7 protein-coding genes are annotated in these 9,207 nt (G+C 67.7%); all 7 read left to right on the forward strand.

All coding sequences use genetic code 11. The features are described 5' to 3' along the window. Window positions 1-604, forward strand: a 604-nt coding sequence (locus tag HMPREF2581_RS18165; RefSeq protein WP_168173299.1) for an amidohydrolase family protein, incomplete at its 5' end; no start/stop codon positions are given. After that, window positions 601-1,614, forward strand: a complete 1,014-nt coding sequence (locus tag HMPREF2581_RS18170) for a 4-hydroxythreonine-4-phosphate dehydrogenase PdxA (RefSeq protein WP_003123450.1) — start codon at window positions 601-603, stop codon at window positions 1,612-1,614. The genes HMPREF2581_RS18165 and HMPREF2581_RS18170, both read left to right, overlap by 4 nt. Before the next feature lie 172 nt (window positions 1,615-1,786). Beyond that, the gene (locus tag HMPREF2581_RS18175) at window positions 1,787-3,037 is read left to right on the forward strand and encodes an OprD family porin (RefSeq protein WP_011666668.1); all 1,251 of its coding nucleotides are present in this window, start codon (window positions 1,787-1,789) and stop codon (window positions 3,035-3,037) included. A 185-nt stretch (window positions 3,038-3,222) separates the two neighbouring features. Beyond that, a complete protein-coding gene (locus tag HMPREF2581_RS18180; protein ID WP_003123448.1) occupies window positions 3,223-4,545 on the forward strand; it encodes an MFS transporter in 1,323 nt (440 codons plus the stop codon). A gap of 30 nt (window positions 4,546-4,575) precedes the next feature. Further along, entirely contained in the window at window positions 4,576-5,751 is a 1,176-nt protein-coding gene (locus HMPREF2581_RS18185; RefSeq protein ID WP_003111006.1) for an L-lyxonate dehydratase, read from the forward strand. A gap of 27 nt (window positions 5,752-5,778) precedes the next feature. Continuing rightward, window positions 5,779-6,774, forward strand: a complete 996-nt coding sequence (gene araD1, locus HMPREF2581_RS18190; protein ID WP_011666667.1) for an AraD1 family protein — start codon at window positions 5,779-5,781, stop codon at window positions 6,772-6,774. A 128-nt stretch (window positions 6,775-6,902) separates the two neighbouring features. Next, window positions 6,903-8,486 carry an aldehyde dehydrogenase (NADP(+)) gene (locus HMPREF2581_RS18195; protein ID WP_011666666.1) on the forward strand — a complete coding sequence of 528 codons (1,584 nt, stop codon included), beginning with the start codon at window positions 6,903-6,905 and terminating at the stop codon, window positions 8,484-8,486. The last annotated feature ends 721 nt before the right edge of the window (window positions 8,487-9,207 follow it).

The raw sequence follows: 9,207 nt of genomic DNA on the forward strand, positions 1-9,207 counted from the left end.
GGTCCGCAGCGTCCGCCACAAGCCCGGCGGTCCGCAACGCCCGCAACAGGTCGGCGAGCTGCGCAGCCTGATGAGCGACGAGCGCTGGCGTCGCGGCTATGCCGAGCTGGCCCGGCACGGCCTGCACTTCGACCTGCAGACACCCTGGTGGAACCTCGCCGAGGCCGCATGCCTGGCGCGCGACTTCCCCGATACGCTGATCGTGCTCAACCATGCCGGCCTGCCGTCCGATCGCAGCGAGGAGGGGCTGGCCGCCTGGCAACGGGCCATGGCGCGCTTCGCCGAATGCCCCAACGTGGCGTTGAAGATCTCCGGCATCGGCCAGGCCGGCCGGCGCTGGAGCGTCGAGGACAACGCCTGGATCGTCCGCGAAAGCATCGCCCTGTTCGGCGTCGAGCGGGCGATGTTCGCCAGCAACTTCCCGGTGGACAGCCTGTGCGGCTCGTTCGACGACATCTATGGCGGTTTCAAACGCATCGTCGCCGACCTGCCGTACGCCGACCAGGAACGGCTTTTCCATAGCAACGCGCGGCGCATCTACCGCACCGTACCCGACACCGTGCGCCTGCAGCAGGCGTCGCTCGACCCGAGGACTTCCCCATGAACGCTCCATCCCTACCGCGACTGGCCATGGTCCTGGGCGATCCGGCCGGCATCGGCCCGGAACTGATCGCCCGCCTGCTGGCCGACACCGAGGTGCGCGAGAAGGCGCACATCGTGCTGATCGCCGACGAAGCGGAAATGCGCCGCGGCATGCGCATCGCCGGCTGCGAATTCCCCTACCGACGCATCGACGCCCTGGAGACCCTGGATTTCGCCGACGCCACGCCATTGCTGCATCCCTGGCTCAGCCAGGGCGGGGACGAGTTCCCACGCAGCGAAGCGAGCGCCGTCGGTGGCCGCTACAGCCTGGAAACCCTCGCGCTGGCCCTCGAACTGACCCGCAGCGGCAGGACCGACGCGATCCTCTTCGGCCCGCTGAACAAGACCTCGCTGCACATGGCCGGCATGGACCACAGCGACGAGTTGCACTGGTTCGCCGAGCGCCTGGGGTTCGGCGGCCCGTTCTGCGAGTTCAACGTCCTCGACGACCTCTGGACCTCGCGGGTGACCTCCCACGTAGCCCTGGCCGAGGTGCCGGGCCTGCTCAGCCAGGAGCGGGTAGGGGAGGCGATCCGCCTGATCGACGACGCGCTGCGCCGCAGCGGCCTGGCGCGGCCGCGCATCGGCGTCTGCGGACTGAACCCGCACAACGGCGACAACGGCAGCTTCGGCCGCGAGGAGCTGGACATCATCGCTCCGGCGGTGCAGAAGGCGCGCGAACAGGGGATCGCCGCCGACGGCCCGTATCCCGCCGACACCATTTTCCTCAAAGTGCAGGGCGACGCCCGTGCCTTCGACGCGGTGGTGACCATGTACCACGACCAGGGGCAGATCGCGATCAAGCTGATGGGCTTCTCCCGCGGCGTGACCGTCCAGGGCGGCCTGCCGATCCCCATCGCTACGCCGGCCCACGGTACCGCCTTCGATATCGCCGGGCAGGGAAGGGCCGACGTCGGCGCCACCCGCCAGGCGTTCGAGATCGCCTGCCGGATGGGCAGACGCAAAGCCTGATCGCCTGCATGCGACGCGACAACCAGAGCGCCGCCCCTTCGTAACGCGCTCCCTGGCGCCTCCCTGTACCGTCGCGGCGGGGCAGGAGGCGTCGCACCTTCGACGAGAGACACATCGCCTGGAGCCGCAGCGCTCCACGGCTCGCTTCGGCCTGGGAAAAGGAAAAACAACAATGACCCGTTCCGCTCCGAACCTGCTGAAATCCGCCTCGCTCGCCCCGGTCCTGCTGGCCGGCCTGCCGTCGCTCGCCGGCGCCGAGGGCTTTATCGAAGACGCCAGCGTCAGCCTCGGCCTGCGCAATCTCTATTTCAATCGCGACTTCCGCCAGCCCGGCGCGGCGCAGTCGAAACAGGAGGAGTGGGCCCAAGGCTTTCTCCTACAGGCAAAATCCGGCTATACCCAGGGCACCCTGGGCCTCGGCGTCGAGCTGATCGGCCAGCTCGGCCTGAAGCTCGACAGCAGCCCTGATCGTGCCGGCTCCGGGCTGCTGCCACGCCACGCCGACGGACGCGCAGCGGACGACTACGCGCGACTGGGCGTGGCGCCGAAGCTGAAGCTGTCGAATACCGAGCTGAAGCTCGGCGAACTGCTGCCGGAACTGCCAATCCTCCTGCGCAACGACGGCCGCCTGCTGCCACAGACCTTCCAGGGCGGCATGCTGACCTCCAGGGAAATCGCCGGCCTGACCCTGCACGGCGGGCAGATGCGTTCGCTCAGCCAGCGCAACTCCAGCGACCACCAGGACCTCTCGGTGGATGGGCGCGGCGGGGTGTTCTCCGACCGTTTCGACTACCTGGGCGCGGAGTACCGCTTCAATGCCGAGCGCAGCCAGGTCGGGCTGTGGCAGGCGCGACTGCAAGACATCTACCGGCAGGACTACTACAGCTTGAGCCACAAGCAGAGCTTCGGCGGCTGGCGCCTGGGCGCCAGCGTCGGGCTCTTCGACACGCGCGACGAAGGTGCCGCGAAGCTCGGTGATCTGGAGAATCGCGCGCTGACCGGTTTCTTCAGCGCGACCCGCGGCCGCCACAGCCTCGGCGCCGGCTACCAGCGCATGTACGGCGACGACGGGATGCTCTACATCGCCGGCACCAGCACGCCGTTGGTCAACGACATCCAGGTGCGCAACTTCACCAGCGCCGGCGAGCGCTCCTGGCAACTGCGCTACGACTACGACTTCGTCGCCCTGGGCATTCCCGGGCTGACCGCCATGGCCCGCTACGCCAGCGGCGCCCATGCCCGGACGAAGGCGATGGACGACGGCCGCGCCTGGGAACGCGACGTGGACGTCGCCTACGTGATCCAGAGCGGCCCGCTGAAGAACCTCGGCCTGCGTTGGCGCAACGCCATGCTGCGGTCCAACCATGCCGCCGATGTCGACGAGAACCGCCTGATCCTCTCGTATTCCCTGCCGCTGCTCTGAGCGCAGGGCCGTTCTCGCTGCTGCCCGATAACCGGCGATTGGCTGATTGGTGAAAAGGTATTGCCTGGGGTTATCGATGAATGCGCAGAAGTGATTATCCGCGCGGGAGCGGCCTGGCTACAGTCGGCCCAACGCAAGCGGCCATGCCGCCTCCGCGTCGAACAACAACAAGAAGGAAGCCCTCCATGAGCGCCATGAACGACCACGCCAGGCTGCTGTCCTCGGCGATCGCCACCAGCCGCCTGCGGCTCCTGCCTTTCCTGGTCCTGATGTATGTACTGGCTTTCATCGACCGGGCCAACGTCGGTTACGCGCGGGCCTTCCTGCAAGCCGACACCGGCCTTGGCGATGCCGCCTTCGCGTTTGGCGCGAGCATCTTCTTCATCGGCTACGCCTGCTTCGAGGTGCCCAGCAACCTGATGCTGCACCGCCTCGGCGCCAGGGTCTGGCTGTGCAGGATCATGGTCACCTGGGGCCTGGTCTCGGCGGCGATGATGTTCGCCGACGACGCCATGACCTTCTATGTCCTGCGTTTCCTGCTGGGCGTCGCCGAGGCGGGCTTCTTCCCCGGCATCATCCTCTACCTCACCTACTGGTTCCCGCAGCGCAGCCGTGCCCAGGCGCTCGGCCTGTTCTATTTCGGCCTGCCGCTGGCGCTGGTGCTGGGCGGTCCGCTGTCCGGCTGGCTGCTGGAGTTCCACGGCATCTTCGGCCTGGCCAACTGGCAGTGGCTGTTCGTCACCGAGGGCCTGCTGGCCTCGCTGGTCGGCATTGCCGCCTACTTCTACCTGGTCGACCGCCCGCGCGATGCCGGCTGGCTGAGCGACGAGCAGAAGCGGGCGCTGGAAGGCGAGCTGGCCGAAGAAGACACCCGCAAACAGGCACGCGGCCCGCACGGCTTCCTCAGCGCTCTGCGCAGCGGCCAGGTGCTGAAGTTCTGCCTGGTCTACTTCACCATCCAGATGAGCGTGTACGGCGTGGTGTTCTACCTGCCGACCCGCATCGCCAGCTTCCTCGACGGCCAGGTCGGCCTGAACGTCGGCCTGATCACCGCGATTCCCTGGGCTTGCGCCCTGGTGGTAACGCGCCTGGTGACCCGCCAGGCCGACCGCAGCGGCCAGCATCGCCAGCTCGCGGTGGCCATGCTGGGCATGGCCGCAGCCGGTATCGCCGCCTCGGCGCTGGCCGGCAACCTGGGCCTGGCGGTGATCGCCTTCTGCTTCGCCGCGTCCGGCTTCGTCTCGGTGCAGCCGCTGTTCTGGACCCTTCCCACCGGCTACCTGAGCGGTGCGGCCGCGGCCAGCGGCATCGCCCTGATCAACTCCCTGGGCAACCTCGGCGGCTTCGTCGCGCCGAACCTCAAGACCCTCATGGAAAGCCAGTTCGCCGACCCGCGCGCCGGCATGTTCGCCCTGGCCGCCGTCGGCCTGCTCGGCGCCTGCCTGCTGGCCCGGCTGAAGACCTCCGGATCGTCGTCCGTCCCGCTGCGAGCGCGGCAGGCCGGCTGACCCACACTACGCACCGATAGGAGCTGCGACATGAAAATCAAATCCGTCCGTACCCGCGTCTTCGAATGGAAGGGCAAGGTCGTCCCGCCGCAGGCGCACTTCTGCACCAATGCCAGCGACATCCTGTTCGAGAAAGGAGACGCCATGGGCTCGTTCCGCTTCCACGGCTGGCTGGTGGTGGAGATCGAGACCGACGACGGCCTCGTCGGCATCGGCAACTGCGCCCTGGCGCCGCGCGTGGCGAAGGAAATCGTCGACCTCTACCTGGCGCCGATCTGCATCGGCGAAGACCCGTTCGACAACGAGTACATCTGGCAGAAGATGTATCGCCGCACCCACGCCTGGGGCCGCAAGGGCATCGGCATGGCAGCCATCTCGGCGGTCGACCTGGCGATCTGGGACATCATGGGCAAGGCGGTGAACAAGCCGGTGTTCAAGCTGCTCGGCGGCCGCACCAAGGAGAAGATCTGGACCTACGCCTCGAAGCTCTACGCCAACGACAACCTCGACGCCTTCCTCGAAGAGGCCCAGGGCTACCTGAACCAGGGCTTCACCGCGCTGAAGATGCGCTTCGGCTATGGCCCCAAGGACGGCCCGGCGGGCATGCGCAGGAACATCGAGCAGGTCCGCGCGCTACGCGAACTGGCCGGGCCGGACATCGACATCATGCTCGAATGCTACATGGGCTGGACCCTGGAATACGCCCGGCGGATGCTGCCGAAGCTCGCCGAGTTCGAACCGCGCTGGCTGGAGGAGCCGGTGATCGCCGATGACATCGAGGGCTACGTCGAGCTGAAGAAGATGGGGATCATGCCGATCTCCGGCGGCGAGCACGAATTCACCGGCCACGGCTTCAAGGACCTGCTGGAGCGCCGCGCGGTGGACGTCATCCAGTACGACACCAACCGCGTCGGCGGGATCACCGCCGCGCGCAAGATCAACGCCATGGCCGAGGCCTGGTCGGTGCCGGTGATCCCGCACGCCGGACAGTTGCACAACTATCACCTGACCATGGCCAGCACCGCCTCGCCGATGGCCGAGTTCTTCCCGGTGTTCGACGTCGAGGTCGGCAACGAGCTGTTCTACTACGTGTTCAAGGGCGAGCCGCAGCCGGTCGACGGCTATATCCAGCTGGACGACCACAAGCCCGGTCTGGGCCTGGAGATATCCGAAGAGCACCTCAAGGATTTCATCATCATCGAGTGATAGTCGGAGCCCACAGGAGGAGCCGAGATGCGGCTGATTCAATTCGAGGACCGGGCAGGGCAGCGCCGGGTCGGCGTCGTCGAAGGCGCCGGGATACAGGTGCTGCGCGGCGTGCGCAGCACGCGCGAACTGGGGCTGGCGGCGATTCGCGCGGGCAGCGGCCTGCACGACGAGGTGCTGCGCCGAGGCAGCGAGCCAGGCCCGGACTATGCCGGGTTGCTGGAGGAGGGAAGGGTGCTGCCGCCGCTGGATCATGACGACCCGGCCCATTGCCTGGTCAGCGGCACCGGCCTGACCCACCTGGGCAGCGCCGCGACGCGCGACCGCATGCACCAGCAGAACCAGGGCGACGAGACCGCGCTGACCGACACCATGCGCATCTTCAGGTGGGGCCTGGAGGGCGGCAAGCCACCGGCGGGCCAGGTCGGCGCGCAGCCTGAATGGTTCTACAAGGGCGACGGCGGCATCGTCGTGCGCCCCGGCGCGGACTTCCCGCTACCGGCCTTCGCCGAGGACGCCGGCGAGGAACCGGAGCTGGTCGGGCTCTACCTGATCGGCGATGACCGCCGGCCTTACCGGCTCGGCTACGCCCTGGGCAACGAGTTCTCCGACCACCTGATGGAGCGCCGCAACTACCTGTACCTGGCGCATTCCAAGCTACGCGCCTGCTGCTACGGGCCGGAGCTGCGAGTCGGCGAACTGCCGCGCCACCTGCAGGGCGAGAGCCGGATCCTGCGCGACGGCGAAGTGCTCTGGCAGCAGGCGTTCCTTTCCGGCGAGGACAACATGTGCCACAGCCTGGAGAACCTCGAGTACCACCATTTCAAGTACGCGCAGTTCCTCCGTCCGGGCGACGTCCACGTGCATTACTTCGGTACCGCCACGCTGTCCTTCGCCGACGGGATCAAGGCTGCTCCGGGGGATGTCTTCGAGATCGCCATGACCGAGTTCGGCGCGCCGCTGCGCAATGGCATCGCCGCCGTCGAGACCGCACTGACGCCGGGGCGGGTGGTAGCGCTCTGAAGCCCCACCGCCGTGCATAGGCCGGAGCTCCACGAGAGACCCGCGGCACGGTTTCCTTCATTCCTGCGGAGCCTTGGCTCCAACCCCGCCGGCCATCCCCGGCGGGGCTTCCCCTGTATGAGGTCGACATGACAGCCATCCTCGGACACAACTTCATCGGCGGCGCCCGCAGCGCGGCCGGCACGCTCTTCCTGCAAAGCCTCGACGCCGCCAGCGGTGAGGCGCTGCCGTACCGCTTCGTGCAAGCCACCCCGGAAGAAGTGGACGCCGCCGCCGAGGCCGCCGCCAGCGCCTACCCGCACTACCGGCAACTGCCAGCCAGCCGCCGCGCGGAATTCCTCGATACCATCGCCGCCGAACTCGACGCACTGGACGATGATTTCGTCGCCATCGTCTGCCGTGAAACCGCGCTACCGGCCACGCGCATCCAGGGCGAACGCAGCCGCACCAGCGGCCAGCTGCGCCTGTTCGCCGAAGTCCTGCGGCGCGGCGACTTCCATGGCGCGCGCATCGACCGCGCCCGGCCCGAACGCAAGCCGCTGCCACGCGTCGACCTGCGCCAGTGCCGGATCGGCCTCGGCCCGGTGGCGGTGTTCGGCGCGAGCAACTTCCCCCTGGCGTTCTCCACCGCCGGCGGCGATACCGCCGCGGCCCTGGCCGCCGGCTGCCCGGTGGTGTTCAAGGCGCACAGCGGACACATGGCCACCGCCGAACGGGTCGCCGCAGCGATCCTCCGCGCGGCCGAGCGCACCGGCATGCCGGCGGGCGTGTTCAACATGATCTACGGCGGTGGAGTAGGGGAGCGGCTGGTCCGCCACCCCGCGATCCAGGCGGTCGGCTTCACCGGTTCGCTGAAGGGCGGCCGCGCCCTTTGCGACATGGCGGCCGCCCGGGCGCAGCCGATCCCGGTGTTCGCCGAGATGAGCAGCATCAACCCGGTGGTCCTGCTGCCCGCCGCGCTGCAAGGCCGAGGCGAGGCCGTGGCCGACGAACTGAGTGCCTCGGTGGTGCTCGGCTGCGGCCAGTTCTGTACCAATCCCGGGCTGGTCATCGGCATCCGCTCTGCGCAATTCTCGGCGTTCCTCGAACGCTTCGCCGCCCGCATGGACGACCAGCCGGCGCAGACCATGCTCAACGCCGGCACGCTGGCCAGCTATGAAAAAGGCCTGGCGGCGCTGCACGCCCACCCGCGCGTCCGCCATCTCGCCGGGCAACCGCAGGAGGGCCGCCAGGCCCGGCCGCAACTGTTCCAGGCGGACGTCAGCCTGCTGCTGGAGGGCGACGAGTTGCTGCAGGAAGAAGTCTTCGGCCCGGCCAGCGTGGTCGTCGAGGTCGCCGACCACGCCGAACTGAAGCGCGCGCTGCATGGGCTGCACGGGCAGCTCACCGCGACCCTGATCGCCGAAGCGGAAGACCTGGCGTCCTTCGCCGACCTGGTACCGCTCCTGGAACAGAAGGCAGGGCGCCTGCTGCTCAACGGCTATCCGACCGGCGTGGAAGTCTGCGACGCGATGGTCCACGGCGGTCCGTACCCGGCCACCTCGGACGCCCGAGGCACCTCGGTGGGCACCCTGGCCATCGAGCGTTTCCTGCGCCCGGTGTGCTACCAGAACTACCCGGACGCGTGGCTGCCGGAAGCGCTGAAGGATGGCAACCCATTGGGGATTGCGCGGTTGGTGGACGGGGTTGAGACGCGGGCGGCGATTGACTGAAAGAGGAACCGGGCAAAGACGAGGTTCGGAGGATATCGAAGCCTCAGAGGTGTGCAGCAGGACACTGGAGGAGCCCCGGAAGAGGCCCGCCGGTGTTCCTGCCTGTACCCCGAATGAGCAAAGCGAGTATCGATCCAGGGCTACCCGAGCGCTCCTATCGTCCCATGCCTGGACGCGGAAAAGCCGCTTCTCGGTGTCGAGGGATTCTCGTCCGATACCGCCACTTGCATCGGCATGAGACAGGAGGCGCGCCACAATCTCTCCGGGGGTCCTTCCGTGGCGAATGCCATGATGCCTCCCTGGCAGGATCGCCGCTTGGCTCCGTATAGCGCGATGGTGAAAAACACATGAGACAATATTGACTCATGTGAACTATATAAGCATCATGCGATCCCAGCGCTCGATCGTCGTCCAAGCGGCATGAATAGCGAGTCCGGCCCAGCCTGGCCAGATCGAGCCGAGCGGACAACTGATGCGCGTGAGTGGCCGAACCCATGCCATCGCTGTAACGCCCCGAACAGAATCGTCTTCCGACGGCAGCCTCCCCCGACAGGTGGTTTCCCCGTGCCCATTCCCTGCCGGGCAAGGCACAGGTTGGCCGCCGTGCTGGATGACGACAAACCATCACCGTCCCGGCAGAGATCCTGGAGAACGACAATGCGTGCGATCGATGCCGGCATTCTGGTCTGCGGCGAGTGCCACCAGTTGAATCGCGCCGACG

This window comes from Pseudomonas sp. HMSC057H01, assembly GCF_001836405.1.
Lineage (GTDB): Bacteria > Pseudomonadota > Gammaproteobacteria > Pseudomonadales > Pseudomonadaceae > Pseudomonas > Pseudomonas aeruginosa.